Origin of the sequence: Mesorhizobium escarrei (assembly GCF_935825525.1) — a bacterium.
Lineage (GTDB): Bacteria > Pseudomonadota > Alphaproteobacteria > Rhizobiales > Rhizobiaceae > Mesorhizobium > Mesorhizobium escarrei.
This window is the reverse complement of record NZ_CAKXZT010000117.1, coordinates 48,322-71,327: the sequence shown is the minus strand read 5'-3', so window position 1 is coordinate 71,327 and position 23,006 is coordinate 48,322. Positions and strand designations below refer to the sequence as shown.

At 61.9% G+C, this 23,006-nt stretch carries 26 protein-coding genes and 1 pseudogene; 15 read left to right on the top strand and 12 right to left on the bottom strand.

Features of this window, described 5'->3' with window-relative positions:
• The first annotated feature begins 98 nt into the window (after positions 1 to 98).
• Together NMG80_RS10310 and NMG80_RS10305 are read left to right on the top strand one after the other, a co-directional pair.
• Positions 99 to 611, top strand: coding sequence for a DUF192 domain-containing protein (locus NMG80_RS10310; protein ID WP_254017992.1), 513 nt, complete (start codon positions 99 to 101; stop codon positions 609 to 611).
• 20 nt (positions 612 to 631) lie between these two features.
• Positions 632 to 1,399 carry an alpha/beta fold hydrolase gene (locus tag NMG80_RS10305; protein ID WP_254017991.1) on the top strand — a complete coding sequence of 256 codons (768 nt, stop codon included), beginning with the start codon at positions 632 to 634 and terminating at the stop codon, positions 1,397 to 1,399.
• Positions 1,400 to 1,676: 277 nt separating this feature from the next.
• On the opposite strand, the gene NMG80_RS10300 is transcribed toward NMG80_RS10305, so the two are convergent.
• On the bottom strand, positions 1,677 to 2,276 hold the full coding sequence (locus tag NMG80_RS10300; RefSeq protein WP_254017990.1) for an HD domain-containing protein: 600 nt from the start codon (positions 2,274 to 2,276) through the stop codon (positions 1,677 to 1,679).
• 219 nt (positions 2,277 to 2,495) lie between these two features.
• Here NMG80_RS10300 and cysE point away from each other — a divergent pair, with 219 nt between their 5' ends.
• Both cysE and NMG80_RS10290 read left to right on the top strand, forming a co-directional pair.
• Positions 2,496 to 3,344, top strand: coding sequence for a serine O-acetyltransferase (cysE, locus tag NMG80_RS10295; RefSeq protein ID WP_254017989.1), 849 nt, complete (start codon positions 2,496 to 2,498; stop codon positions 3,342 to 3,344).
• Positions 3,345 to 3,635: 291 nt separating this feature from the next.
• The gene (locus NMG80_RS10290; RefSeq protein ID WP_013531334.1) at positions 3,636 to 3,839 is read left to right on the top strand and encodes a DUF3126 family protein; all 204 of its coding nucleotides are present in this window, start codon (positions 3,636 to 3,638) and stop codon (positions 3,837 to 3,839) included.
• Between the two features lie 59 nt (positions 3,840 to 3,898).
• Here the strand turns inward: NMG80_RS10290 and NMG80_RS10285 are convergent, their stop codons facing one another.
• A complete protein-coding gene (locus tag NMG80_RS10285; protein ID WP_254017988.1) occupies positions 3,899 to 4,630 on the bottom strand; it encodes a hypothetical protein in 732 nt (243 codons plus the stop codon).
• Between the two features lie 296 nt (positions 4,631 to 4,926).
• Here NMG80_RS10285 and NMG80_RS10280 point away from each other — a divergent pair, with 296 nt between their 5' ends.
• Positions 4,927 to 5,454 (top strand): gamma carbonic anhydrase family protein, encoded by a 528-nt coding sequence (locus tag NMG80_RS10280; RefSeq protein WP_254017987.1) that lies wholly within the window; start codon positions 4,927 to 4,929, stop codon positions 5,452 to 5,454.
• 50 nt (positions 5,455 to 5,504) lie between these two features.
• On the opposite strand, the gene NMG80_RS10275 is transcribed toward NMG80_RS10280, so the two are convergent.
• Positions 5,505 to 6,026, bottom strand: coding sequence for a LysR family transcriptional regulator substrate-binding protein (locus NMG80_RS10275; RefSeq protein ID WP_254017986.1), 522 nt, complete (start codon positions 6,024 to 6,026; stop codon positions 5,505 to 5,507).
• 229 nt (positions 6,027 to 6,255) lie between these two features.
• Positions 6,256 to 6,372 (bottom strand): annotated as a pseudogene (locus NMG80_RS10270) (helix-turn-helix domain-containing protein); the annotation flags it as partial.
• 170 nt (positions 6,373 to 6,542) lie between these two features.
• Between NMG80_RS10270 and NMG80_RS10265 the strand changes: the two are divergent.
• The gene (locus tag NMG80_RS10265; protein WP_254017985.1) at positions 6,543 to 7,601 is read left to right on the top strand and encodes a class I SAM-dependent methyltransferase; all 1,059 of its coding nucleotides are present in this window, start codon (positions 6,543 to 6,545) and stop codon (positions 7,599 to 7,601) included.
• 177 nt (positions 7,602 to 7,778) lie between these two features.
• Here NMG80_RS10265 and NMG80_RS10260 read toward each other — a convergent pair whose 3' ends face one another.
• The 3 genes from NMG80_RS10260 to NMG80_RS10250 all read right to left on the bottom strand — a co-directional run bounded on the left by NMG80_RS10260 (position 7,779) and on the right by NMG80_RS10250 (position 10,029).
• Positions 7,779 to 8,387 (bottom strand): transglutaminase-like cysteine peptidase, encoded by a 609-nt coding sequence (locus NMG80_RS10260; RefSeq protein ID WP_254017984.1) that lies wholly within the window; start codon positions 8,385 to 8,387, stop codon positions 7,779 to 7,781.
• A gap of 268 nt (positions 8,388 to 8,655) precedes the next feature.
• Positions 8,656 to 9,273, bottom strand: coding sequence for a PilZ domain-containing protein (locus tag NMG80_RS10255; protein ID WP_254017983.1), 618 nt, complete (start codon positions 9,271 to 9,273; stop codon positions 8,656 to 8,658).
• A gap of 117 nt (positions 9,274 to 9,390) precedes the next feature.
• Positions 9,391 to 10,029: a PAS domain-containing protein gene (locus NMG80_RS10250; RefSeq protein ID WP_254017982.1), complete on the bottom strand. Its 639-nt coding sequence runs from the start codon at positions 10,027 to 10,029 to the stop codon at positions 9,391 to 9,393.
• A 422-nt stretch (positions 10,030 to 10,451) separates the two neighbouring features.
• Between NMG80_RS10250 and NMG80_RS10245 the strand changes: the two genes are divergently transcribed.
• The 5 genes from NMG80_RS10245 to NMG80_RS10225 all read left to right on the top strand — a co-directional run bounded on the left by NMG80_RS10245 (position 10,452) and on the right by NMG80_RS10225 (position 14,901).
• The gene (locus NMG80_RS10245) at positions 10,452 to 11,210 is read left to right on the top strand and encodes a rhomboid family intramembrane serine protease (protein WP_254017981.1); all 759 of its coding nucleotides are present in this window, start codon (positions 10,452 to 10,454) and stop codon (positions 11,208 to 11,210) included.
• 182 nt (positions 11,211 to 11,392) lie between these two features.
• A complete protein-coding gene (locus NMG80_RS10240; protein ID WP_023798170.1) occupies positions 11,393 to 11,824 on the top strand; it encodes a CBS domain-containing protein in 432 nt (143 codons plus the stop codon).
• Positions 11,825 to 12,189: 365 nt separating this feature from the next.
• Positions 12,190 to 13,689: an Asp-tRNA(Asn)/Glu-tRNA(Gln) amidotransferase subunit GatB gene (gene gatB, locus NMG80_RS10235; protein WP_254017980.1), complete on the top strand. Its 1,500-nt coding sequence runs from the start codon at positions 12,190 to 12,192 to the stop codon at positions 13,687 to 13,689.
• Between the two features lie 4 nt (positions 13,690 to 13,693).
• The gene (locus NMG80_RS10230; RefSeq protein WP_254017979.1) at positions 13,694 to 14,389 is read left to right on the top strand and encodes a hypothetical protein; all 696 of its coding nucleotides are present in this window, start codon (positions 13,694 to 13,696) and stop codon (positions 14,387 to 14,389) included.
• A 23-nt stretch (positions 14,390 to 14,412) separates the two neighbouring features.
• Entirely contained in the window at positions 14,413 to 14,901 is a 489-nt protein-coding gene (locus NMG80_RS10225; protein ID WP_254017978.1) for a GNAT family N-acetyltransferase, read from the top strand.
• Between the two features lie 73 nt (positions 14,902 to 14,974).
• On the opposite strand, the gene NMG80_RS10220 is transcribed toward NMG80_RS10225, so the two are convergent.
• Entirely contained in the window at positions 14,975 to 16,372 is a 1,398-nt protein-coding gene (locus NMG80_RS10220) for an ArnT family glycosyltransferase (protein ID WP_254017977.1), read from the bottom strand.
• 461 nt (positions 16,373 to 16,833) lie between these two features.
• Between NMG80_RS10220 and NMG80_RS10215 the strand changes: the two genes are divergently transcribed.
• The gene (locus tag NMG80_RS10215; protein WP_254017976.1) at positions 16,834 to 17,286 is read left to right on the top strand and encodes a phasin; all 453 of its coding nucleotides are present in this window, start codon (positions 16,834 to 16,836) and stop codon (positions 17,284 to 17,286) included.
• 135 nt (positions 17,287 to 17,421) lie between these two features.
• Here the strand turns inward: NMG80_RS10215 and panC are convergent, their stop codons facing one another.
• Both panC and panB read right to left on the bottom strand, forming a co-directional pair.
• Positions 17,422 to 18,273 (bottom strand): pantoate--beta-alanine ligase, encoded by an 852-nt coding sequence (gene panC / locus NMG80_RS10210; protein WP_254017975.1) that lies wholly within the window; start codon positions 18,271 to 18,273, stop codon positions 17,422 to 17,424.
• The gene (gene panB / locus NMG80_RS10205) at positions 18,270 to 19,112 is read right to left on the bottom strand and encodes a 3-methyl-2-oxobutanoate hydroxymethyltransferase (RefSeq protein ID WP_254017974.1); all 843 of its coding nucleotides are present in this window, start codon (positions 19,110 to 19,112) and stop codon (positions 18,270 to 18,272) included. The genes panC and panB overlap by 4 nt, the downstream gene beginning before the upstream one ends.
• A 251-nt stretch (positions 19,113 to 19,363) precedes the next feature.
• Between panB and NMG80_RS10200 the strand changes: the two genes are divergently transcribed.
• From NMG80_RS10200 to NMG80_RS10190, 3 genes are all read left to right on the top strand, one after another.
• Positions 19,364 to 19,762 (top strand): NADH:ubiquinone oxidoreductase subunit NDUFA12, encoded by a 399-nt coding sequence (locus tag NMG80_RS10200; protein WP_254017973.1) that lies wholly within the window; start codon positions 19,364 to 19,366, stop codon positions 19,760 to 19,762.
• A 125-nt stretch (positions 19,763 to 19,887) separates the two neighbouring features.
• Positions 19,888 to 20,499, top strand: coding sequence for a DUF2155 domain-containing protein (locus NMG80_RS10195; protein WP_254017972.1), 612 nt, complete (start codon positions 19,888 to 19,890; stop codon positions 20,497 to 20,499).
• 106 nt (positions 20,500 to 20,605) lie between these two features.
• Entirely contained in the window at positions 20,606 to 20,974 is a 369-nt protein-coding gene (locus NMG80_RS10190) for a hypothetical protein (protein WP_254017971.1), read from the top strand.
• Between the two features lie 25 nt (positions 20,975 to 20,999).
• Here the strand turns inward: NMG80_RS10190 and aat are convergent, their stop codons facing one another.
• Entirely contained in the window at positions 21,000 to 21,617 is a 618-nt protein-coding gene (gene aat / locus NMG80_RS10185) for a leucyl/phenylalanyl-tRNA--protein transferase (RefSeq protein ID WP_254017970.1), read from the bottom strand.
• Between the two features lie 29 nt (positions 21,618 to 21,646).
• Positions 21,647 to 22,990 (bottom strand): acetyl-CoA carboxylase biotin carboxylase subunit, encoded by a 1,344-nt coding sequence (accC, locus tag NMG80_RS10180; RefSeq protein ID WP_254017969.1) that lies wholly within the window; start codon positions 22,988 to 22,990, stop codon positions 21,647 to 21,649.
• Between the last annotated feature and the right edge of the window lie 16 nt (positions 22,991 to 23,006).

The window sequence follows — 23,006 nt, the reverse complement described above, 5'->3', positions numbered from 1 at the left end:
TCGAATCGGGATGCGACCTGGTGCTTTCTGCTTGACCATGATCTTTTTCGAACCGTAGGTTCGGGATCGTGGTCCAGGACGATGGCCGAGGATTCTGAATGACTTACAGGAACTGGCTGACAACGGGCGTAGTCTGCGCCGCGATCGCCTTTGTCATCGCCACAGGCGCTTTCTTCCATTCGCAGCGACCGGCTTCGGCAGACAGCCGGGCGATGATCCTTGCCGTCGACCCGCAGCCGCTGGTCGCGGTGACGAAAGGCGGCGAACGCTCTTTCTCCGTCGAAATCGCCGACACCTCGGCCGAGCGCGAGGCCGGCCTGATGTTTCGCCAGGAGATGGCCGACGATCATGGCATGCTGTTCGTGTTCGAGGAGGCTCGGGATGTGAGCTTCTGGATGAAGAACACGCCGATGCCGCTCGACCTGATCTTTGCCGGTCAGGACGGCAGGATCCGGGCGATCAAGCAAGGCAAGCCGCAATCCGAGGCGATGATCTCGCCCGGCGAGCCGGTTCGTTTCGTGCTCGAGCTCAAGGCAGGCACCGCCGCCAGGAGCGGCATCGAGGACGGCGATTTGTTGCGTCACCCGGCAATCGGCACTGCGCAAAACTGAACGCGCAGGATCCATCGCAGATGCAGTTTTTTTCCCATGACGGTTTTGATCTTGCCTTCCTCGACCGCCAGCCGGCATCGGGGCAGGGCGATCCGGTGCTCATGATCCATGGCTTTGCCTCGACCCATTACGTCAACTGGGTGTCGCCCGGCTGGTTCAAGGCGCTGAACGATGCCGGCTACCGCGCCATCGCCTTCGATAATCGCGGCCACGGCGCCTCGTCGAAGAGCTATCAGGAGGCCGATTATACGCCGGCAAGAATGGCGTCCGACGGGGCAGCGTTGCTGAACCATCTCGGCATCGAACGCGCCCATGTCATGGGCTATTCGATGGGCGCCCGGATCTCGGCTTTCCTGGCGCTTTCGGATCCGGACAAGGTGGCGACGCTGGTCTTCGGCGGTCTCGGCGTCGGCATGGTCGACGGCGTCGGCGACTGGGACCCGATCGCCGCCGCCCTTCTGGCCGACGATCCTGATACCACCAGCCATCCGCGCGGCCGCTCGTTTCGCGCCTTCGCCGACCAGACCCGCAGTGACCGCCGGGCTCTGGCCGCCTGCATTGCTACCTCGCGGGAATTGCTGGCCGAGGCCGACATTGCGCGCATTGCCCAGCCGACCTTGATTGCCGTCGGCACCAAGGACGATATCGGCGGTTCGCCCGACGAACTGGCCGCCTTGATGCCGAACGCCAGTGCTTTCCACATCGAGGGCCGCGACCACATGCTGGCCGTCGGCGACAAGACCTTCAAGCAGCGGGTGCTGGAGTTCTATGCCGAAAATCCGCTGTGAGCGCAAAGCCGATCTGTAGCGATCCGTCGCGCCCCCTCTGTCCTGCCGGACATCTCCCCCACGAGGGGGGAGATCGGCCGTCACCGCCGCTTTCGCCAATCGCTACCGCCGCAAGAGTCAGCGGAGCGCCGAAGCTGCCAATCTCCCTCCTTGTGGGGGAGATGTCCGGCAGGACAGAGGGGGGCGCTGTCCAGGGCGCTGTCCCTCCGGCATCAAAGGTTCTGCACCGCAGCGCGCTGATCCGGTGGTTGCGACGCGCTTTAGCAGTTGCGTAAGGTCATGCCCCGAGCGCTTCGAGCGAGCGCGCCATGTTTTCTCGAGCCTGAGCCTCGAACCGCTGGCGGAACTCCTCGGTGTGGAAGATATGCGCGCGGGCGAGGAAACTCTTCAGAACAGCACTGCGGCCGGCGCGCCACATCGGCTCCTCCACCCAGCCATATTCGCGGCGCACCGCCTGTTCGTAGGCGTCGAAGGCATCAGGCGGCGCACCCAGGATCGCCAGGTCCATGTCGAGGAACAGCGCTGCGTCGCGGACGGCATTCTCGTCGCCAAACTGCGGCAATTCATGCGTGGCGGTGGCTGATATCATCGCCGTGATGCGGCCAAGGCGTTGCGCATCGATGCGGCCGGCTAGCTTTTTCTCGGCAAGGGCTGCACTCCTCGCCTCGTTGTCCTTGGCCCGGCTGTCGTAGATGGCGTCGTGGAACCAGATCGCCGTCTCGACCGCCTCGGGGTCGTGCAACGATGCCCGATAATGGCCGGCCAGCACCAGCATCGCCTCGATATGGGCAAGGCTGTGATAGTGGCGGCCTTCGGCCCGGTAATGCGCGGAAAGCTCATTCTTCAGCGGCTCGTCGATCAAGGCTTCGTTTTCCATGGCCGCTTGAATTTCCGTGAACCAAATCCATTTGACAAAGCACTAAGGAAAATTGAGTTCAACCGTGCTATGATCTGGCTTATAGAGCATGTCGCCCAAAAGTGCGCAGCGGTTTTGGCACATGCGCATCGTCTGAATCATCTTGATCGCGATACGCAGAATGTGGCCGGAGAATAGGCGAGCGCCAAGCCGGAGACACCAGATGGCCGGAGACCATTGATGAACAGCGTTACGATTACCCGCCCGACCATGGTGAAGCCGATCGACCCGATCTGGCGCTCGATCCGCGACGAGGCGATGGAGGCGGTCAACCGCGATCCGTTGCTGGCGGCGTTCCTCTATTCGACCATCCTCAACCAGGAAAGCCTGGAGGAGGCGGTCATCCATCGGCTGGCCGAGCGACTCGCCCATCAGGATATCGGTTCCGATCTCATCCGCCAGACATTCAAGGCGATGGCAGCCGACGACAATGACTGGTCGTCGACGGTGCGTGTCGACATCCAGGCCTATTACGACCGCGATCCGGCCTGCGACCGCTTCATCATGCCGGTGCTCTATTTCAAGGGTTTTCACGCCATCCAGACCCATCGGCTGGCGCATTGGCTGTGGAACCAGGGCCGCCAGGATTTCGCGCTCTACCTGCAGAGCCGGTCGTCCTCGGTGTTCCAGACCGACATCAACCCGGCCGCCCGCATCGGCAAGGGCATCTTCCTCGACCACGCCACCGGCCTCGTCGTCGGCCAGACGGCGGTGATCGAGGACGACGTGTCGATCCTGCACGGCGTGACGCTGGGAGGCACCGGCAAAGCCGGCGGCGACCGCCATCCAAAAATCCGCTACGGCGTGCTGATCGGCGCCGGTGCCAAGATCCTCGGCAACATCGAAGTCGGCCATTGCTCGAAGATCGCGGCAGGCTCGGTGGTGCTGTCGCCGGTGCCGCATAACAAGACGGTTGCCGGCGTGCCGGCCCGCGTCGTCGGCGAGACCGGCTGCGACCAGCCTTCGCGGCAGATGGACCAGCTTTTGCCGTCGCAGTCGATGGACCACGTCGTCAGCTTCGATATCTGAGCGCTCGGGCAGGGGCTCGTCGCGTCGGACGTCGGCGCATCGTGACGGGGAGAGAAGGGGCTGGCCGCGACGTCGGCATCCTTTTCCGCAGCGCTGCAGATTGGCGAAATCCTTTGCAAAGGCGTCTTTCTCGCCGTCACTATACGGGGAGAAATGCCCGGCAGGGCAATGAGGGGCAGCGCAAACCTCAAGCGATTGCCTTGGTTCTCTCGCCAGCTTGCCTTTACATCGCCATTGTCGACGTGCCAGAAGCGCGCTCAAACGAGCAAGACCGACGATCGGAGAAGACTTTTGAAGCCGGACGAAATCAGAAAGCTGGACGCCTATTTCAAGCGCGTCTTCCAGAACCCCAAGCTTGAAGTGAAGGCGCGGCCGCGCAAGGACGATTCGGCCGAGGTCTATGTCGGCGACGAATTCCTCGGCATCGTCTTCAAGGACGAGGACGACGGCGACTATAATTTCTCGATGGCGATCCTCGACATCGATCTGGCCTGAGCCGGGACTGGCGGCAGGCAGCCCCATACCTCCAAGCGCTGCGGCGGTTCACCATCATCCTAATGCCCTGCCTTCAGCATACGCGCGGCCTCGGCGGCGATGGCTGCTTCGAGCGCCTGCCGGTCGCTCAGAAATTCCATGGGAAAGCGGTAGGTGAGACTGAGGTTGTCGCCGACCAGAATGTCGCGTTCGCAGGGCGCCAGCGATTGCGCGGCACTTGGTCCGCTCAGGCAGCGGGCCACGAACGGGTCCTTGCCCCGGCGATTGCCGACCGCCAGCACCTCGTTGAAATAGCCTGATTTTTCGGTGAAGCGGTAGAGCGTCGTGCCGCCCGGGCCGGGCGTGCCGGGCTCGACGATCAGGGCGCTGTAGATCGGGGCGAAGCGGCCGCTCATGTCACGCGACATGACCTGTCGTTCGAACGACAGAAAGATGATGCTTTTGCTGGGTCCAGTGTGGTTGAAATCGTCGCGGGCGGCCTCGCTGTAGCCGTCCATTTCGGGATAACGCAGATAGAGATCGAGGCGCGAGGCGATGCCGTCGCGCCGCGCCTGGTCGAAGCGGATGACATTGGCCGGTACGGCGATGACGTTGTTGCCGATCACCACCTCGTGGATTGTCGTGTCGTCGGTGTATCCGGCCATGGCGATCGAGCGGCCCAACCATTTGCCGCCAAGGCTGATCGTCATCGAAAGCACTGCCAGCGTCGCGAACACGTAAAACACCCGCTTCATCAGCCTGGAATCGACGACGGTGAGTTGCGGACCGTTGGCGGTGGCTGCCTGCTTCATCGCGATCCCCAATTTCGGCCGCCCGATCCTGGGCGTGTCGCAGGCGGTGGCGCGGCACGGCTCTTGCAGCACGCCTGTCGAAACACGACTGTGCGATTTCATGGTAAATGGAAGGTAAAGATGGGTCCGGTCGAACACCCACTCCTTGCTTTACAGTTGGCTGACGGCGCTGATCTCTTGCGGTTGCACCGCGACGATCTTGGCGTTGGGCGTCGTGCTGATCGACATTGCATCCCAGGCAGGCACTCTCCTAGGGTCGACAGATCTTTCAGCCTGAGACGATTCGGAGGAGAAAAATGCCGCTCTATTCGATCGACGGAAAAGCCCCCGGTTTCGAGGACGCCGACAGCAACTGGATCGCGCCCGACGCCACCCTGATCGGCGACATACAGATCGGCCGCAACGCGGGCTTCTGGTTCGGCGTCGTCATTCGCGGCGACAACGAGCCGATCATCATCGGCGTCGATACCAATGTGCAGGAACACACGGTCATGCACACCGATCCAGGTTTTCCCCTGACCATCGGACAAGGCTGCACGATCGGCCACCGCGCCCTGCTGCATGGCTGCACGATCGGCGACAACAGCCTGATCGGCATGGGCGCCATCGTGCTGAACGGCGCGAAGATCGGCAGGAACTCGCTGGTCGGCGCCGGCGCCCTGGTCACCGAAGGCAAGGAATTCCCCGACAATTCGCTGATCGTCGGCTCGCCCGCCCGTTTGGTGCGAACACTGGACGATGCCGCGGTGGCAAGCCTGCGCGCTTCGGCCGCGCACTACGTCGCCAACGGCAAACGCTTCAAGGCGGGGCTGACGAAGGCTTGAGCGCGCAGCCTTGCCCAAAAATGTTCGGCTATGGACAACGACCGGACCACCTATTGCGCCGTTTGCCAGTCGTGCTCCTTCACCGCCTTGGCAAAAGCCGAAACAACAGGTGAAGGCAAGCGGTCGGCCACCGAAACGAGCGATACCTCGCGTATGATTTCAGGGTCGGCGACGGGCCTGTGACAGACACCGGGATGGCTGGCCGAGTATTCCGCGATGAAGCAGACGCCCATGCCCGCGGCGATCATCGCCAGAATCCAATCCTCGCGCTCGCTGCGAAAGGAGCTGCGAATTTCCAAGCCGATGTCGCGGCAGAGCCCGTCAATGTGATCGCCATATTCGCAATGGATGCGTTCAAGATAGGCTTCGCCGCGGACGTCGGTAAGTTGAAGCGTATTGCGCATCTCGAAAGGATGGCCGGTCGCGAAAGCGAGGCCGAAACGCTCCCGGTAAACAGGATCCGCCTTCAGGCCATGGTCGAATGGTTCGGGCCTGGCCAGCAGCGCGACGTCGAGCTTGCCCTCGGTCAAAAGGTCGGTGAGATGGCTTGCCGCGCCCTCGATGACGGTCACTTCTATGCCTGGATAGCGCTCTCGAAAGGCATTGAGGAAACCGATGAAGCGCAGCGGGCCCTATGGTGCACATCACCCCGAGCGTCAGCGACGCGGTTTCCAGGGAGAGGAAGCTCCTGGCCGTCTCCGAACGCTGGAGAACTTCGTCCAGATGGGTCCGCATCAGACAGCCAAAATCGGTGAGCCGGACGCGCGTTTTCTCGCGGTGGAAAAGATAGCCGCCAAGTTCCGCCTCCAGCTTCTGTATGGCCCGCGTCAGCGCCGGCTGGCCGACGTGAACGAGGTCCGCCGCGCGATGAAAGTTGAGAGTCTGGCTGGCGGCCAGAAAATAGCGGATTTCGTGCATCTCCATGAAACGCCCTCTCGCCGATGTCTCATCTGCATCGTGGCGATGACAACTCGGCATTATCCGCCGCCATCGCGCTCAAGTAAACTTCACCAGCCTTTATGGCAGCTTGGCCGCTGCCGGAGCCGACCAGAGACCACGATCGGCGTCGAGCCCAAAGGGAGATTCCGATGTCTGAAGCGAGTCAGGAAAAGTTGGACGCATTCTTGGGGAAAATGGTCGGCGATCTCGGCGCGATCGCTACCGGCGCGGGGGTCTTGCTGGGGGACAGACTCGGCCTGTTCAAGGCATTGCGCGAAGGCGGCAAGATGACGGCCGCCGAGCTTTCGACGCGCACCGGAACCCAGGAACGCCTTGTCAGGGAATGGCTTTCCGGGCAGGCGGCGGCAGGCTATGTTGACTATGATGAAGCCAACGAACAATTCTATCTCAACGCCGAGCAGGAACTGGTGTTCGCCGACGAAGAGAGCCCGGCCTTCATGGCTGGCGCATTCGAGGTTCTATCCGCGCTGTGGCTCGATGAAGAAAAGGTGAGGCAGGCATTCCAGTCCGGCAAGGGCGTCGCGTGGCACGATCATAGCGCCTGTCTGTTTCGGGGCACGGAGCGGTTCTTCCGCCCGGGCTATAATGCCAATCTGATCGACTCATGGCTGCCGGCTCTGGAGGGCGTGGTCGAGAAGCTCGAACGCGGCGCGGAGGTCGCGGATGTCGGATGCGGTCACGGCGCATCGACCGTGCTCATGGCGCGTGCTTTCCCCAATTCGCGCTTCGTCGGCTTCGATTATCACGCCGCTTCAATCGAGCGCGCCCGAAAGGCCGCCGAGGAAGCCGGAGTCGGCGCCAACACGCGCTTCGAGATCGCGGCCGCCAAGACTTATCCCGGCACTTATGACCTCGTCGCTTTCTTTGATTGCCTTCACGACATGGGCGATCCAGAGGGCGCCGCCGCCCATGTCCGCGGGTCGCTCAAGCCGGATGGCACCTGGATGATCGTCGAGCCGTTCGCGCATGACCATCTAGCGGCGAACCTCAATCCCGTCGGACGCGTCTATTATGCCGCTTCCACATTCGTGTGCACGCCCGCCTCGCTGTCGCAGGAAGTCGGGCTTGGGCTTGGCGCCCAGGCCGGCGAGGCGAGGTTGCGCAAGGTGGTGACCGCCGGCGGCTTCAAGCGATTCCGTCGCGCCGCGGAGACGCCGTTCAACATGGTGCTGGAGGCTCGCCCCTAGAGTGCGGACCCTACCTGGCACGGCCGTCGCAAATGCATGTCGCGCAAAAGTGCGCGGCGCTTCTGGGACAGCGTGCCGCTTGAAAAAGGTGGAGCCGGCCCGGGGACGGGGCCGGCTCCTAAAACCCGGTCGTGGGGACGGGGAGTGGGGACTCGACCGGGTCTTTGCGTCGCGTCCTTAGCGGACGCTGGCAACCGCGCCGGAGCGGCCGTCGTTGATCGTTACCCAAGCGCCCGAATTCTGGCTCGATTGGCGCTTCAGGTAGGTGTAGTCGGTGGCGGTCCAAGACAGCACCCTGGTTTCGAGATTATCGAGGATGAACTCTCCGAGGCTGGTGCGCACTGTCAGCACCGCATGGCCGTCTCCGTTCGGCTGGCGCGCAACCGTCATCAGCAGGTCGCCGGCCGGAACGCCGATGCTCATCAACGCGCGGCGCTTTTCCAGCGCATAGTCCTCGCAGTCGCCGAATTCGCTGTTGGAATAGGACCAGACCTCTTCCTTGCCCCACAGTTCCATATCGGTGCGCGGCGTGATTCTGCTGTTGACCGAATTGTTGATGCTCACGATCTTCGCCCACAGCTTGCGGGTCAGCTCGATTGGCGCCTGCTTCGGCGTCCGCTGATTGCATTCCTGCGGAATCTTCTGGCAGAACTCGTAATGGCCGACCGGCTGTGTGGTGCGGCTGCCGGTGTGCATGAAGGCAGGTCCCGCTGCATACGCTGTTCCCCAGGCGGTAAGCTGCGTCGCCATTGCCAAGAGCAACAGCTTGCCCCTCGTCTTCTTCATCGTCCAGTCTCCCCGTTTGAGGAGACAATGACACGATTGGATTTATTCGACGCAAAGGCTCGAAGTAGACATTAAGTAAAACGCCTATAGAATAGACATAAAATTTGAATCATTTCAGTATAAAATTGTTGAGGCGTTTTCGCGGGGATCACATCGGCGCGGCGCGGCGCCTTGGCGCGGCATCGGTGGCAGGCCGCGTCGGCCGGCGCGAGGCAACAAAAAACCGGCCGAAATGGGCCGGTTCGATTGCGGGAATGTTTGTAGTTTGTCAGGTGCCGGATGCGTTGAATTCGGAATCGAGCGTCTCTGGCCGCTGGATGACCGCGAACTCGATGGCGATGCCGTCCTCGAAATGGCGCACCACCTGGCCGCGCATGGTGCCCAGCATGACCTGGATGCCGATTGCCGGCTTGACGTCGATCTCGACCGCGGCGCCCGAAAGCGACAGGTCGATGATGCGGCACTGGTATTGGCGCCCGTCGCCAAGCTGAAGCACGCTGCTCGGATTGCGCGGCGCCACGCGTTCGTGGCGGCGGTCTTCCGGCAGATCGAGCTCGTGCTTGTTGGCAAGCCAGGTCAATTGCGCTGCAAGCTTGTCCTTCTTGCGTTCCGACGCGATGACCGTCATCGCGAAACCGTCCTGCAAGATGCGGGTGACGACGCCTTCGATGCGGCCGATGTGATCGATATAGGCGATGACTTTCTCGCCCGGCATGCCGATGCGCTCGGTGCGAAGCGCTACATTGCCCGGCGACATGTCGACCACCTGGCACGGATGTTCGGTGCGATCCTCCAGCATGAAGCGTCCGTAAATCTTCACGCGGACGCGCTGAAAGTTACGCCTTTCAGCTTGGGACGGCGCGGTGTCGACCGCCGCTGACCTCATGACTGCCTACACCCCGTTTGGCATTCCGCGCGTTGATGCGAGGAACTTCGTCGGAAAGCTACAGCGAAGCGGGTTAACAAAGGGGAAAACCTGACGCCGCTACTTTAGGGTTTTAGATTATTCCTCGCGCCCGCCCTCGAATACGACCAGATGGCGGATGCGGCGCGCCTGGCCGAGCGCCGAAATCGTCTGGGGCGGATCGAGTTCCGACGGGACAAGCGAGGGAACGTCGATGGCCGGCCGGTTCTTGAGGAATATCGGTTCCTTGTCCGGATCGACGACACGGATCGAATCGATCAGGGCGTCGGCGATCGGATCCGCGCCCAGCCAGAAGGGTTTTTCAGCGGCGCTTATCACGCCAAGGCAGCGCGGATTTTCGACGCCGCCGTCGAGCGGCAGGGCGAGCAGCTCGAACTTGCTGGAACGGTCGGTGCGGCTGAAACCTTCATAGGTGATGAGCAATACGGATTTCTGATCGAAGACGCCGTGGATCAGTTTCGAGATAAGCCGCTGGTCCTTCTCGCGCCACAGCGAGGGAAAGGAAAACCCCTTGAGTTCACGGCCATAGACCGCGCAAAGCCTGGTGCCGGCGAGCCGGAATACCGCTTCGCCGCGCGTATCCTTTTCCAGGATGAATGTGTCGGCCAGCAGCGACTTGATGTCGGCTGGCTCGACTTCCGAACGTTTGGGGGCAGGGCGCCCGTCACGCAGCCGGTTCCAATAATGGAACAGCGTGATCGATCCGTTCTGGTTCATGCTATGCTGCTCCGCGCAATCTGTCGTCTGATGTCCCATCGGTGAACAGAAGGGCGCCCTCCGAGGACCTACATGCGTTGCGGAGCAGGATGCGTGCCAGCATCGTTAACACTTGTTCACGGGTCGGGGCCGTTAAGGTTAACAAGTGGTTTACGTTGCGCTCCGCCCGGGCCCGTGGCACGTTAAAACCACTCCAGAAGCGGTCGTTTCGCAGCGATCGGCAGCATTTCAGTCAAGAGTTTTGGGGAGCACGGGGGCTCGACCAGCCGTTCAAGGGCAACCTTGGACGGCTTCTTTTTGATTCGCGCCAATTTTGATTCGCGCCATTTTTGATTTGCGTGGGGCGATTCGCCCCTTTGTGAATCGGGTGACCGTGATCTACATGCTCGCGAAGTCGAATCCAGCGACTGAGTGCGAGCCATATGAGCGAACCAGCAAGCCCCTCGGAAATCGAACAGGGCGAGGGCGGACCTGTCGGCCGCGAGCCGGAGCCGCGCCGCGAGCCGGTGTTCAACATGCCGCCCGTTGTGCTGGCGGTGATCGGCATCTGCGTCGTCGTTCACCTGATCCGGTTCTACTGGCTCACCGACGACCAGGATTTCTCCCTGCTGATCCGGACCGCCTTCATTCCGATCCGCTATTCCGGTCGCTTCGACCTCGATTTTTACGCGTTTTCGAGCCCATTCACCTATGCCTTCCTGCATGGTGGCTTTGCACATCTAGCCATCAACATGGTGTGGCTGGCGGCTTTCGGCTCACCGCTGGCGAACCGCTTCGGCGCGCTTCGTTTCAGCCTGTTCTTCGCGGCGACGGGGCTGGCGGCGGTACTGCTGTTCTGGGCGGTGCATCCGATCGGCCAGACGCCGCTGGTCGGCGCATCGGGGGCGATTTCCGGCATGATGGGGGCCGCCGCCCGCTTCGGCTTCCGCATCGACCGCTCGTCCGGCAAGGCCGCCTTCGCCGGCGCGCCGCTGCCGATGGCGGCAGTGTTCCGCTCGCGCGGCGTTGTGACTTTTCTTGTCATCTGGATGGTGATCAATCTCGCCACCGGCCTCGTTGCCTTCGCGCCCGGCATCGACAGCCAGATCGCCTGGGAGGCCCATATTGGCGGTTTCGTCGCCGGTTTCTTCGGCCTGCGGGCTTTCGATCGGCGGCAGCAGGCGGATGAGTTCAGGGCCTGAAGTATGTCGCCCAAAAGCATGCCCTCGGTTTTGAACCGAGGCTGCGCCGCGGTTTGCGACAACGACATGCGATGCGCATTAAGGCGCCGCACTTGAAAACCAATCGATCGCGGCGCACGATGTCTGGCACTAGGAAAAGCCGGTCAGGGCAGGAACCGGCAAGTAAAACTGAGGAGGACGCCATGACTGTTAAGGCAATTCTCGAGCAGAAAGGCCACGACGTGTTGACGCTCGGGCCGAACGAAAAGCTGAGCGAGGCCATTCGCATCCTGGCCGAGCACAGGATCGGTGCGCTGGTCATCACCAATGGCGATCACAAGATCGTCGGCATTCTTTCCGAGCGCGACGTCGTGCGGGTCCTCGCCAGGGAAGGGGCCGCAGCATTGGATATTGCGGTGCGTTCTGCGATGACGCCCAAGGTGAAGATCTGCAATGAGAACCACACCGTCAACGAGGTCATGGAGATCATGACCAGTGGCCGTTTCCGCCATCTGCCTGTGGAAAAGGACGGCCTGCTCGACGGCATCGTATCGATAGGCGACGTGGTCAAACGGCGCATCGAGGATGTCGAGCGCGAGGCAGCGGAGATCAGGGCCTATATAGCGACGGCCTGAGATCGCCCAGCAAGTTTTTGTCGAAGTCGGCGCCGCCCCTCATCGCCCTGCCGGGCACTTCTCCCCGTATAGGGAGCGTATAGGGACGGGGAGAAGGGGCTATCGGCAGCCTTGGCGGACATTCTGCAACGCGGGTGATTGGCGAAACCATCGATGAGAGCGTCCCTCTCCCCGTCACTATACGGCGAGAGGATGCCGGCAGGCAGGTGAGGGGCAGCGCAAACCTTTCCGATAGCGGTTGCCCCTGCCAGCCGGCGGCTTTACGCTTGTCTCCTTTTGCGGTTTGCATTAGCGGATGACTTTCACTTCAAACGCGGAACTCACGCTTTGACGTGAATTCCGTCACCGATATCTCGCAGGCTATTATGACCCTCATCGACACCCGCACGCCCGACGCCAAGCGCCTGATATCAGGCGCCACCGGCGACTGGGAGATCATCATCGGCCTCGAGGTGCACGCGCAGGTGACCTCGCAAGCTAAGCTGTTCTCCGGCGCCTCGACGGCTTTCGGTGCGCCGCCAAACGCCAATGTCAGCCTCGTCGATGCGGCGATGCCGGGCATGCTGCCGGTCATCAACGAGGAATGTGTCAAGCAGGCGATCCGCACCGGGCTCGGGCTGAAGGCCGAGATCAACCACAAGTCGGTCTTCGACCGGAAAAATTATTTTTATCCCGATTTGCCGCAGGGCTATCAGATCTCGCAGTTCAAGCAGCCGATCGTCGGCGAGGGCAAGGTGATCGTCTCCGTCGGCCCGGACCGGCAAGGCGAGTTCGAGGACATCGAGGTCGGCATCGAGCGCCTGCATCTGGAGCAGGATGCCGGCAAGTCGATGCACGACCAGCATGCGACGATGTCCTATGTCGACCTCAACCGCTCGGGTGTGGCGCTGATGGAGATCGTCTCCAAACCCGACATGCGCTCCGCCGACGAGGCCAAGGCCTATGTCACCAAGCTGCGAACCATCGTGCGTTATCTCGGCACTTGCGACGGCAATATGGACGAAGGCTCGCTCCGCGCCGACGTCAACGTCTCGGTGCGCCGGCCCGGCGGTGAATTCGGCACGCGCTGCGAAATCAAGAACGTCAACTCGATCCGCTTCATCGGCCAGGCCATCGACTACGAGGCGCGCCGCCAGATCGCCATCCTCGAGGACGGCGGCAAGATCGACCAGGAAACGCGACTGTTCGACCCCAACAAGGGCGAGACACGCTCGATGCGTTCCAAGGAAGAAGCGCACGACTACCGCTATTTCCCGGATCCCGATCTTCTGCCGCTGGAATTCGACCAGGCCTATGTCGATGCGCTGGCAAAGGATCTGCCTGAACTGCCCGACGCCAAGAAGGCGCGGCTGATCTCCTCTCTCGGCCTGTCCACCTACGACGCCTCGATCCTGGTGTCGGAAAAGGCGGTCGCCGACTATTTCGAGAAGGTGGCTGCTGGCCGCGACGGCAAGCTCGCCGCCAACTGGGTCATCAACGATCTGCTGGGTGCGTTGAACAGAGCCGGCAAGGGTATTGAAAATGCTCCGGTTTCGCCCGATCAGCTCGGCACGGTCATCGACCTGATCAAGCAGGGCACCATCTCCGGCAAGATCGCCAAGGATCTGTTCGAGATCGTCTGGAACGAAGGCGGCGATCCGCGCCAGCTGGTCGAAAGCCGCGGCATGAAACAGGTCACCGACACCGGCGCCATCGAAAAGGCGGTCGACGAGGTGATATCAGCCAATCCGGACAAGGTCGATCAGGCGCGCGCCAAGCCCAGCATGGCCGGCTGGTTCGTCGGCCAGGTGATGAAGGCGACCGGTGGCAAGGCCAACCCGCAGGCCGTCAACGACCTCGTCAAGGCCAAGCTCGGGATCGAATAGCGCAATGAACGCAAGACCACGGCCGCGCAATCAGGCAGGTGTCTCGTCGGCGCTGCTGATCGCAGGTGCCGTACTGCTTTTCGTCGGCACGCTGCTGCATCCGATGCATGAGGACCCGAATGATGCGCTTCGCGCCTTCGGCGAGTATTCCGCCGATCACAATTGGCTTTTTAGTCACATGGCCCAACTTGCCGGTGTCGTGGCGATGGTCGCCGGCATGCTTTTGATCATTGGCCGTCTGTTCGACGGTCCGGCGCGGGATTTTGCTCTGCTCACCATCGCATTTGGCGCGGCGTCGCTTGCGGCTGCGGCGGCTTTGCAGGCAGTCGACGGCATCGCCCTGAAGGCCATGGTCGACGCATGGGCCGTCGCCGACGATGCCGCAAAGGCATCGCTGTTCAACGCTACCTTTGCGGTGCGGCAGATCGAAATCGGCTTTGCCGCGGTGAGCGCCGTGCTGCTCGGCCTGACCGTCCTGCTCGCCAACATCGCGTTCCAGCAGGCGAAGCACTGTCCAGTCTGGATGTCGTTGCTCGGCAGCGCAGGGGCTGTTGGCGTCTTGATTGGCGGCGTCGCCACGGCGGCAACAGGTTTCTCCGATGTCGCCATGGCGGCCAACATGCCGGGCAGCCTGGTGCTCCTCATCTGGGTCGTGCTGCTTGCCTTGATCGAACTCAAACGCAAACCTGTCGAAGCATAGGCGAGCCGTCAGCGAGAAAACCGATGTTCGTCCGCACTGCCAGCGAACGCGATCTGGTTGCCATCCGGGCGCTGCTGGTCGAAACGTGGCATGCCACCTACGACGCCATCTATGGTGCTGCCAAAGTAACCGAGATCTCTGATGAATGGCATTCGATCGCCCCGCTCAAGGCGCGGCTGACACGGCCGAACTCCGAATTCCTGGTCGCAGACGACGGCAAGCGCATCGGCGGCATGGCTTTCGCCGCAGCCACCACGGATGCGAAGATCGTTATGCTGAACCAGCTCTACGTGCATCCGGCCTACCAGAGGCAAGGGATCGGCCAGGCGCTGCTGGAAGAGGTCGAGGCCAGCTTTCCGGAGGCGCGGACGCTGCGTGTCGAAGTGGAGGAGGCAAACGCTCCAAGCGTCGCGTTCTACCGCTCGAAAGGGTTTTTGCCCGCCGGGAACACCGCCGACCGTGGCGGTGGCTCAGGGCTGCCGGCGCTGATTTTGGAAAAGGCGATCGGATAGAACTGACTGCCCGGCCACGTCGCGGTCAGTTGCGTTTGCGGACTGCGCCGGTCGGTTGCCAGTAGCCATGACGTCAATGTTGGTTTTTGAGGACGACAAGATATCCGCGCTCGACGTGAAGGCGGAAAGCGATCTGCTTCGACGTCCCAGGGTCCTTCGATTTGTCGATGACATAGCCGCCAGGATGTGAGCGAAGCCATTCCTCGGGATTGTCTGTTCTTTCGAGCGGCTTCTGCAGCCGGGCAAGGAAGCCGACCTCGTCCTGATAGTCGAAGGCGATAGCCCAGTCCGCATTCTTTCGCTCGTCGATGAAGTTGGCCAGCGGCATGAGATCTTCGCGTTTGAAAGCGGTCACTGATGCCGCGGCATGACCGATGCCGAAAATGGCGAGCAGGACGAAGGCCGCGTTTCTGAGCTTAGCGAGGGGAATCTCCGCCATGAAATACCCAAACAGGATGGTCGCAAACGGCAACATCGGCACCACATAGTGAGGCTGCTTGCCGGATATCGCGCTGAAAACCAATAAAACCGCGACGAACGAGAACGACAGCAGGCGCAGTGCGTGCAGGTCCGGCGATCGCGTGTCGATCAGGCCACGTATCCGGGCGCCCAGCTTCAGCCGCCGCACTTCGGGTATGAAGATCCACGGCATGAGCATGATCGGCATCAGCACGATATAGAAATAGAACGGCCGGCCATGCGAGTTGTGCAGGTTGCCGGTGACACGCCCTGCCGACTGGTTCCAGACAAGGTCATAGACGAAGTTGCCTTCCGTCTGGATGGTCGCCGGCACCAGCCAGATCGCCACCGGGATCAATGCAGCGAGAATTGCCAGACCTGCCCCGGCGAAGAATTTCGGGGTCGTCAGCCCGGCCTGCCGATCGCGCCAGAACGGATAGAGCAGGATTGGCGCGCCGACATGGATCAGCACCACCGGACCTTTCGTCAAGACACCCAGTCCGATGAACAGGCCCGCCAGCACGGCGTGCCAACGGTTGCCGCTCCTGGCAAAGGCAAGCAACGACAAAAGCGCGGCGAGCGCGAAGACCGTCAGCAGCATGTCGAACAGGATCAGCGTCGAATAAATCACGAAGACGGTGCTGCCGGCGACGAGCCAGGGGATACGGCTTGCGATGTCGTCGCGCCCGGGAAAAAGGGTTTTTGCCAGACGCGTCGTCAGCCCGATGACGAGCGACGAGGCGACGAAGATGACGAGCATCGCGGCAACCCGGCTTGCGCCGAAAATGCCCCAGGCCAGGTCGATAAGCCAGAACAGCAGCGGCGGTTTTTGCAGATAGGGCGCGAAATTCATCGTCGGAACGAAGATCTGTCCGCTCAGATACATCTCCCAGGTGACGCTGAGATATCGGGTTTCATCGACAGGCAGGAGCGGCCGGAAGCCGAGCGCGATGCAGATCAACGCAAGCAGGAACAGATAGGGGAGCAGCCTCTCGACATGTGCCGGGTTCAAGATTGGGATCCGCGCCAGGAATTGTTTTCCTTCCAGCCGAGCACCGATGCTGCGCTCCTGGAGCGCGCAGGACCGCACCATGATTTTGGCCGAATTGTAGCCGAGCCGGCCTGGTTCTCCGGATTTTGGCGATCAGCCATGCATCTCGTGCCAGAAATGCGAGGCACGGTGTCACACCCGATATTCCACCGTGGCAGGGGCCAAGTCCTCCACATCGCAGGGCCGAACCAGGGGTGTTTGAGGCGGGGCCACTGTTCTGCAATTCTTGCCTGAATACTTTCTCAGCTGTCGTCCGCAAAAACACGCCCGGTAAGAATTCACCAGTGGCTAACGCTGAGGCAAAAAAAGCATGGTGCGACGCACAAAAATGTTGCAATGCAATGCGGATGCCGTAACGTCAGGGTCCTAGATGAACGAGACGGCTTTTCTACAAAGGTCGCCCGCCGCAAAGGATGGAAACTATGACCAAGACCGCTGATAAAACTGCTGAAATCATCGAGAACGTGGAAGTCCCGACCGAGGTAACCGATCAGTTCCGTGCCGTCGCCGAAAAGGGCGTCGAGCAGTCGAAAGAAGCCTTATCTAAATTGGCGACCGGCGCCGAGGCGACCCAGAAGGCTTTCAAGTCATCCTTTGAAACAGCCAAGAGCGCCAGCGATGAACTGTCGCTGAAGACGATCGCCGCTTTGCGCTCGAATCTTGAGGCCAGCTTTTCTCACCTCGAAGCCCTGGTTGCCGTGAAATCGCCCTCCGAGTTCATCGAACTGCAGACTGCCTTCTTGCGCAAGCAGGTGGAAAAGACGGTCGAACAGGGCAAGGAGTTTCAGGCAGCGGCGACGAAAGCCGCAGAAGACGTATCCAAGCCGATCAAGGATGTCTATGAGAAGGCGGTCAAGGATCTCAAGGTCGCCTGATTGCCCCTATGCACCGTCGCCCAAAAGCACGTCCTCGGGCTTGAACCGACCGCGCGAAGCGGTTTTGCGATAATGACATGCATCAAAACAACAGCTTGAAGCGCCTCGTATGAATCCATCCAAACGGCACGCGCTTTAGGCGGAGAGAACTTCAACGTTGTCGATCAGCCTGGTCTTGCCCAGCCAGGCGGCTGCGAGCAGGCGCCCGTCGCGGTTTCGCCGCCACGGGGCGAGCGTCAGGCTCTCGCGCGCCGCGACATAGTCGACTTTGTCGAAGCCAGCCTCGATGAGCGCGCGGCTGGCCTCGGCGGTCGCGCTGCCTTCATCCGCGCCTGCCGCAAGTGCCGCCGCCGCCCGGCGCAAGATGGCGTTGAGCTGGCGCGCCACCGCAAGCTCGGCATCGCCGAGATAGGCGTTGCGTGACGACATGGCGAGGCCATGCGCATCGCGTATTGTTGGCGCGCCGATGATGTCCACCGGCAGATCAAGATCGCGGCAGAGTTGCCTGACGACGCAAAGCTGCTGGTAGTCTTTCTCGCCGAAGACCGCGCAGTCGGGCGATGCCTGCAGGAAAAGCTTTGCCACGACCGTCGCGACGCCGTCGAAGAAGGTCGGCCGGAAATCCGATTCCAGCCCGGCGGCTGGCCCGCCGACCGTGATCCTGGTGGCGAAGCTGGCCGGGTACATCTGCGCCACACCAGGGGCGAAGGCGAGTTGTGCGCCGGCCTCGGCCAGCCGATCGAGGTCGCGGCCGAGCTGGCGCGGATATTTGTCGAGGTCTTCGCTCGGCGCGAACTGGGTTGGGTTGACGAAGATCGAGACAACGCAGCGATCGGCCTTTTCCAGCGCGATCCTGATCAGCGAGATATGGCCGTCATGCAGCGCACCCATGGTCGGCACCATGGCAAGGCTAACGCCATCGCGACGCCAATCGCGGATTTGCGCGCGAAGGGCGGCGACGCTGTCGACGACGAGAGGCCGGTTCATGCTTCGCTCTTGTCGGCTGCGGCGGAAAAAACGTGGCTCGGGCCGGGGAATGTCCGGCTGCGCACCTCCGCTGCAAAGCTGGCCGCCGCCTGCGATATGACGCTGCGAAGGTCGGCATATTGCTTGACGAATTTCGGCACCCGGTCGACGGTCAGGCCGACCATGTCGTCGATGACCAGGATCTGGCCGTCGCAGTCGCCGCTGGCGCCGATGCCGATGGTTGGGATGGAAATGTGCCGGGTGAGATCGGCGGCGACGGTCTCGACGGTGCCTTCTATGACCACCGAAAACGCGCCGGCCTTTTCGACCGCTTCGGCGTCGCGATAAAGCGCAGCCACATTCTCCTCGGTCCGGCCCTTGATCCTGTAGCCGCCGTCGCTTTCCACCGATTGCGGCTGCAAGCCGATATGCCCCATGACCGGAATGCCGGCAGCGACAATCGCCGCAATCTGTCGGGCAACCGTGACGCCACCCTCCAGCTTGACGGCCTGACAACCGGTTTCGCCGACGACCCGCAGCGCCGAGGCGACGGCTTGGCGCGGCGTTGCCTCATAGCTTCCGGCCGGCATGTCGACCACCACACAGGCCCTGGCTGACCCTCGCATCACCGCTTGTCCATGGGCGATCATCATCTCCAGCGAGGCGCCCAGCGTGGTCTTGTGGCCATGGAGAACCATGGCGACGCTGTCGCCGACCAGAAGCAGGTCGACATGCTCGTCGAGCAGGCGAGCGACGGGATAGGTATAGGCGGTGAGGCAGACGACCGGCACGCCGCCCTTGCGCAGGCGAATGGAGCTGGCACTGATCCGCAGCTCAGGGTCGGATGCGTCCGGGGCCATCTTTACCTCCTCAACCGTCAACCAGGCTGGGTACCTGCATGCGGCGCGCAGAGCTTTAGAAAGACGGGGCAGCCTTGGCAAGACATGCCTCGACAGGACGCGAAAGGCTTGCCCCACGGTGGATCGGTTTTCCGACGGCCATTTGCGCGGCTCATGCGGCAAAACCCTTGCCTTAGCGATGGCCCGACGCCATAAGCAGGAAACGGGGCGCTGCCGCTGTCGCCGCGAGGATTTGGGCCACGAGGATTTGGATGAAGACTTTCCTTCTGCAGTTTTTCACCTGGTGGAACAGCCAGACGCTGGGCACGCGCTTCCACACCTGGCGGCATGGCAAGGAAGTCGGGCAGGACGAGGCTGGCAACGTCTATTACGAGGGTGGTGTCGATTCGGAAGGCCGCACCCGCCGCTGGGTCATCTATCGCGACTATTCGGAAGCCTCGATGATTCCGCCCGGCTGGCATGGCTGGATGCATCACCGGGTCGATGTCGCGCCGCCGAGCGACACCTACAAGCCACGCGACTGGCAGAAGCCGCATCAGCCGAACCTCACCGGAAGTGCCGCCGCCTATCGCCCCAAGGGCTCCATACTCAGCAATCAGCACCGCCCGCAGGTGACCGGCGATTACGACGCCTGGACGCCGGGGTCGTAAGAGATCGCCAGGGCGGATCGGTCCTTTATCGCCACAATTGGCGTTTAGCTGCTTGTCGAACTGACAGCAGCGACTAGCCTTGGGCGCGACAGAATCACCTCGGGCGCAAACCACCGGATCCTTGCATGAGCATTTTCAGCCGAATTTCGATGGGCGGACTGACGGTGGCCGCCGCTTTTGCGGCTTTTAGCATCGCAGCCGCACAGACGCTGGAGGCGCCAGTGGACCCGGGGGCGCCGACGGAGTTTGAGGCGCCAATGGAGCCGGGGGCGCCGACGGAGTTTGAGGCGCCAATGGAACCGGGGGCGCCGACGGAGCCGGGCGCGCCAGGGGAACCGGATGCGACAGTGGAACCGGATGCGACAGTCGCGCCAGTGGCACCGGCGGCGCCGCAACGCATCACCAATCCTGTCGCCGAATTCGCCGGCATCGACAAGATCACCGGCCGCATCATCACCTTCGATGTTTATATCGACGAGACGGTGCAGTTCGGCGCTTTGCAGGTGACGCCGCGCATCTGCTATTCGCGGCCGCAGACCGAAGAGCCGAAGACCGATTCCTTCGTCGAGGTCGACGAGATCACGCTGGATCGCAAGATCCGCCGCATCTTCACCGGCTGGATGTTTGCCGAAAGCCCCGGCCTCAACGCCGTCGAGCACGCGGTCTACGACGTCTGGCTGAAGGGCTGCAAGCAGAAGTCGGAGGTGCCGGCACCCGACGCGGCCAAAACCAATTAGAATGCTGGGGTGCGGGATCGCCTGTTCGGAATCACCTGCTGAGTATTCCGGAACCGCACTGTCGGCCGTGCGTTGGTCATGGCTGGCGGTTCGGAGGATGTCCCCCATGATGGCTAATAAAAGCGAGCTTCTCGAACTCGAAAAAGGGTTCTGGACCGGCGACGCTGCCTATTTCAAAGCCAATGCCGACACCGAATGCCTGGTGGCTTTCCCACAGATGGCGCAAACGATGAGCAATGCCGATCTGGCCGAAACCGCGACGGACGCAAATCGCTGGCGCGATCTCGACATCGACCTCAAGGGCATCATCGAGCCGGGCAGCGACATTGTCATGCTGACCTATGAGGCCCATGCCACTCGCGAGAATGGCGAGCCTTATGCGGCGCTGGTCAGCACCGGCTATGTCCATCGCGTCAATGGCTGGAAGATGATGTTCCACGCGCAGACGCCTCTTGAACCTGCCACAAAAACCTGACCAAGAACCCGACCTTTGGCGCAGATCATGGGAAAAAGACCGCCTCGCCCTTCAGCGCGTCGGCCAGCATCTTTTCGTATTTGCCCCTTGGCACGTCGACCGCGCCGAAGCGTTTGAGGTGCTCGGTGGTGAACTGCGTGTCGAGCAACGCGAAGTGTCGTTGCTTCAGGCGCTCGACAAGGTGCACCAGGCAGACCTTCGACGCGTCCGTTTCCCTGGCGAACATGCTTTCGCCGAAGAACACACGGCCGAGAGACACGCCGTAGAGGCCGCCAACCAGCCGACCCTCGCGCCAGGCTTCGACCGAATGGCAATGACCCACCCGATGGAGTTCGACATAGGCCTCGCGGATCGGCGCATTGATCCAGGTCGACCGGCGTTCCTCGCGCCTCTCGGCGCAGCCGTCGATGGTCGCCTCGAAATCAAAATCGAAACGGATATCGAACAGGTCTTTCCGGATCGCCTTCCTCAGGCTTTTGGGCGTGTGAAAACCATCCAGCGGGATGATGCCGCGCGTCTCCGGCCGCACCCAGAACACTTCGGGATCGGTGGCGCTTTCGGCCATCGGAAAGACGCCCGAGGCGTAGGCCTTGAGCAACAGGTCGGTCGGGATGCGATAGCCTGGCGCGTAGGGACGGGTCATCGCGACACTATATTCTATAAGTTCACGTCCTAATCCTCATCGGCCAGATAATTTTCCAGCCAGTGGATGTCATATTCGCCATTGGCGATATCCGGATTGCCGACGAGATCGCGAAACAGCGGCAGTGTCGTCTTGATGCCGTCGACGACGAATTCGTCGAGCGCCCGCCGCAGCCGCATCATGCATTCGACGCGATTGCGGCCGTGCACGATCAGCTTGCCGATCAAACTGTCGTAGTAAGGCGGTATCTTATAGCCGGAATAGACGCCGGAATCGACACGGATGCCGAGGCCGCCCGGCGTGTGGAAGTGGGTGATCGTGCCCGGCGAGGGGGTGAAGGTGCGCGGATCCTCTGCATTGATGCGGCATTCGATGGCGTGGCCCTGAAAGCGGATCTCTTCCTGGCGCATCGAAAGCCCGCCGCCCGAGGCGACGCGGATCTGCTCGTGCACGAGGTCGATGCCGGTGATTGCCTCCGTCACCGGATGCTCGACCTGCAGGCGCGTGTTCATCTCGATGAAGTAGAACTCGCCGTTCTCGTAGAGGAATTCGATGGTGCCGGCGCCGGAGTAGCCGAGATCGGCGATCGCCCTGGCGCAGACGCCGCCGATATGCGCGCGCTCCTCGGCATTGAGCGCCGGCGAGGGCGCCTCTTCCCAGACTTTCTGGTGGCGGCGCTGCAGTGAGCAGTCGCGTTCGCCGAAGTGCACGCCGCGGCCGGCACCGTCGCCGAACACCTGGACCTCGATGTGGCGCGGCTTTTCGAGATATTTTTCGATGTAGACGGCGTCGTCGCCAAAAGCGGCACCGGCTTCCGAGCGCGCCGTCTGCAGCGCGACGACAAGATCGGCTTCGCTGCGCGCCACTTTCATGCCGCGTCCGCCGCCGCCAGCCGACGCCTTGATGATCACGGGATAGCCGATGTCGGCGGCGATGCGTCTGGCTTCCTTTTCCTCGGTGACCGCCCCGTCGGAGCCGGGCACCACCGGAATGCCAAGGCGCTTTGCGGTGCGCTTGGCCTCGATCTTGTCGCCCATGATGCGGATGTGATCGCCGGATGGGCCGATGAAGGTGATGTTGTGAGCGGCGAGGATATCGGCGAATTTGGCATTCTCCGACAGGAATCCGTAGCCCGGATGCACCGCGTCGGCGCCGGTGATCTCGCACGCCGCGACGATCTGGTGGATGTTGAGATAGCTGTCGCGCGACGGCGGCGGGCCGATGCAGACGCTCTCGTCGGCGAGCCGCACATGCATGGCGTCGGCGTCGGCGGTGGAATGCACCACCACTGTCTGAATGCCGAGCTCCTTGCAGGCGCGCAGCACCCTCAGAGCGATTTCGCCGCGATTGGCGATGAGGATCTTCTGGAACATTTTTCGGCTGTTCCCG

Coding starts and splice junctions, on each gene's coding strand:
- NMG80_RS10200 (WP_254017973.1), top strand. CDS start 19,364: ATGAAGACTTTCCTTCTGCAGTTTTTCACCTGGTGGAACAGCCAGACG.
- accC (WP_254017969.1), bottom strand. CDS start 22,990: ATGTTCCAGAAGATCCTCATCGCCAATCGCGGCGAAATCGCTCTGAGG.
- panB (WP_254017974.1), bottom strand. CDS start 19,112: ATGGCCCCGGACGCATCCGACCCTGAGCTGCGGATCAGTGCCAGCTCC.
- NMG80_RS10310 (WP_254017992.1), top strand. CDS start 99: ATGACTTACAGGAACTGGCTGACAACGGGCGTAGTCTGCGCCGCGATC.
- cysE (WP_254017989.1), top strand. CDS start 2,496: ATGAACAGCGTTACGATTACCCGCCCGACCATGGTGAAGCCGATCGAC.
- gatB (WP_254017980.1), top strand. CDS start 12,190: ATGACCCTCATCGACACCCGCACGCCCGACGCCAAGCGCCTGATATCA.
- NMG80_RS10255 (WP_254017983.1), bottom strand. CDS start 9,273: ATGAGGTCAGCGGCGGTCGACACCGCGCCGTCCCAAGCTGAAAGGCGT.
- NMG80_RS10305 (WP_254017991.1), top strand. CDS start 632: ATGCAGTTTTTTTCCCATGACGGTTTTGATCTTGCCTTCCTCGACCGC.
- aat (WP_254017970.1), bottom strand. CDS start 21,617: ATGACCCGTCCCTACGCGCCAGGCTATCGCATCCCGACCGACCTGTTG.
- NMG80_RS10240 (WP_023798170.1), top strand. CDS start 11,393: ATGACTGTTAAGGCAATTCTCGAGCAGAAAGGCCACGACGTGTTGACG.
- NMG80_RS10250 (WP_254017982.1), bottom strand. CDS start 10,029: ATGAACCAGAACGGATCGATCACGCTGTTCCATTATTGGAACCGGCTG.
- NMG80_RS10230 (WP_254017979.1), top strand. CDS start 13,694: ATGAACGCAAGACCACGGCCGCGCAATCAGGCAGGTGTCTCGTCGGCG.
- NMG80_RS10245 (WP_254017981.1), top strand. CDS start 10,452: ATGAGCGAACCAGCAAGCCCCTCGGAAATCGAACAGGGCGAGGGCGGA.
- NMG80_RS10190 (WP_254017971.1), top strand. CDS start 20,606: ATGATGGCTAATAAAAGCGAGCTTCTCGAACTCGAAAAAGGGTTCTGG.
- panC (WP_254017975.1), bottom strand. CDS start 18,273: ATGAACCGGCCTCTCGTCGTCGACAGCGTCGCCGCCCTTCGCGCGCAA.
- NMG80_RS10225 (WP_254017978.1), top strand. CDS start 14,413: ATGTTCGTCCGCACTGCCAGCGAACGCGATCTGGTTGCCATCCGGGCG.
- NMG80_RS10260 (WP_254017984.1), bottom strand. CDS start 8,387: ATGAAGAAGACGAGGGGCAAGCTGTTGCTCTTGGCAATGGCGACGCAG.
- NMG80_RS10265 (WP_254017985.1), top strand. CDS start 6,543: ATGTCTGAAGCGAGTCAGGAAAAGTTGGACGCATTCTTGGGGAAAATG.
- NMG80_RS10280 (WP_254017987.1), top strand. CDS start 4,927: ATGCCGCTCTATTCGATCGACGGAAAAGCCCCCGGTTTCGAGGACGCC.
- NMG80_RS10215 (WP_254017976.1), top strand. CDS start 16,834: ATGACCAAGACCGCTGATAAAACTGCTGAAATCATCGAGAACGTGGAA.
- NMG80_RS10285 (WP_254017988.1), bottom strand. CDS start 4,630: ATGAAGCAGGCAGCCACCGCCAACGGTCCGCAACTCACCGTCGTCGAT.
- NMG80_RS10195 (WP_254017972.1), top strand. CDS start 19,888: ATGAGCATTTTCAGCCGAATTTCGATGGGCGGACTGACGGTGGCCGCC.
- NMG80_RS10300 (WP_254017990.1), bottom strand. CDS start 2,276: ATGGAAAACGAAGCCTTGATCGACGAGCCGCTGAAGAATGAGCTTTCC.